Genomic DNA, 261 nt, shown 5'->3' with positions numbered 1-261 from the left:
GCACCGACTTCACGTCGTAGTGGTCGGTGGCGACGTTGTCCGCGACGATCGCGAACGCGAGTTTCTTCGACGGCACGTAGACGACCTTGAACAGCTGCGTCGGCACGAACACGCGCGTCGGCCCGATCGTCTGCAACTGTCCGCCGATGAACATCGGGCCGGTGACCACGTAGATGTCGTCGTACTTCATCGACAGCTTGCGCACGGCCGTTTCGATGCGCGACCACATGCGCTGATTATTCTCGCGGTTCTGCGGCACGA

At 61.7% G+C, this 261-nt stretch carries 1 protein-coding gene; it reads right to left on the bottom strand.

Annotated features, from left to right (window positions below):
* Positions 1-261, bottom strand: a 261-nt coding sequence (locus tag R0J92_RS24005; protein WP_411053524.1) for a DNA/RNA non-specific endonuclease, incomplete at both ends; no start/stop codon positions are given.

Source organism: Tritonibacter sp. SIMBA_163, assembly GCF_046535935.1.
In the GTDB taxonomy this organism is placed as follows: Bacteria; Pseudomonadota; Alphaproteobacteria; order Rhodobacterales; family Rhodobacteraceae; genus Epibacterium; species Epibacterium scottomollicae.
This window is presented reverse-complemented; position numbering and strand designations above follow the sequence as displayed.